Below are 1,362 nucleotides of genomic sequence, written 5' to 3' on the forward strand. Positions count from 1 at the left end.
ATGACGAACAGCTCCCCGGCCGGGGTCTCCCGGCGCCGCCTGCTGATGGCCGCTGCCTCCATCGCCGTCACCGCTCCCCTGGCCACCGCCTGCGGCGGATCCGGCACCGGCGCCGAGGACGGCAAGACGCTCCGGCTGTGGCACTACGAGGACAAGGACGGCGCCCTGGGCAAGGCGTGGGCAGCCGCGATAGCCGAGTTCAAGAAGACCCACCCCGGCGTGAAGGTGATCTTCGAGCAGAAGACGTTCGAGCAGATCCAGCAGAACGCCTCGATGATCCTGAACTCCGACTCGGCCCCCGACGTCCTGGAGTACAACAAGGGCAACGCCACCACCGGCCTGCTCGCCAAGCAGGGCCTGCTCACCGATCTGACCTCGGTCGTCGAGGAACGCGGCTGGGACAAGAAGATGAGCAAGAGCGCGTCCGTCACCGCCCGCTACGACGCGGACGGTGAGATGGGCGGCGACAAGTGGTACGGCGTGCCGAACTACGGCGAGTTCGTCCTGGCGTACTACAACGACGACCTGTTCAAGAAGTACGACGTCACCAAGCCGACCGACTTCGCGAGCCTCGAGACGGCCCTGGCCAAGTTCAAGAAGGCCGGCGTCACCCCCCTCGCCAACGCGGGCAACGATTACCCCGCCTCCCACTGGCTGTACCTGCTGGCACTGGCCAAGGCGAGCAGGACCTGGGTCGACGACTACCAGCTCTACAAGGGCAAGGTCGACTTCCACGGCCCCGAGTGGACGTGGGCGGTCAAGAAGTACGAGGAGTGGCTGTCCAAGGGCTACTTCGACAAGAAGGACGTCGGCCTCAAGGGCGCCGACATGAGCGAGCAGTTCGTCTCCGGCAAACGCCCGATCATGGTAAGCGGCAACTGGTGGTTCGGCGGCTTCACGACCGACATCAAGGACTTCACGTGGTCCGTCGCCCCCTACCCCGGCGCGAAGATGACGCTCGGCTCCGGCGGGAACCAGTGGGTCATCCCGACGAAGGCCAAGAACAAGAAGCTGGCCGAGGACTTCATCGGCATCACGATGTCGGACAAGATCCAGAAGCTGATCGGTGAGAACGGCAACGTCCCGCTCGCCGTCAAGTCCGACCAGATCACCAACGCCCGGTCGAAGCAGCTGATCGACGCCTTCGACCAGTACCAGAAGTCCAACGGCCTGGCCTTCTATCCGGACTGGCCGGTCCCGGGCTACTACGACGCCCTCGTCGCCGCTACCCAGAACCTGATGAACGGCGCGAGCACCGACTCCGTCCTGGACGAACTCGCCGCGCCCTACGAGAAGTACCTCTCCACCAGGCGCTGAGGCTCATCCGCCGGGCCCGAGCCAAGGGCCGGCCCCCGGCCCCCG

The 1,362-nt window shown here is 65.7% G+C and carries 1 protein-coding gene; it reads left to right on the plus strand.

The window, feature by feature from the left end; all coding sequences use genetic code 11:
* Nucleotides 1–1,317, plus strand: a 1,317-nt coding sequence (locus CA983_RS43685) for an ABC transporter substrate-binding protein (protein WP_086606114.1), incomplete at its 5' end; no start/stop codon positions are given.
* Between the last annotated feature and the right edge of the window lie 45 nt (nt 1,318–1,362).

This window comes from Streptomyces swartbergensis (assembly GCF_002148965.1).
GTDB classification, from domain to species: domain Bacteria; phylum Actinomycetota; class Actinomycetes; order Streptomycetales; family Streptomycetaceae; genus Streptomyces; species Streptomyces swartbergensis.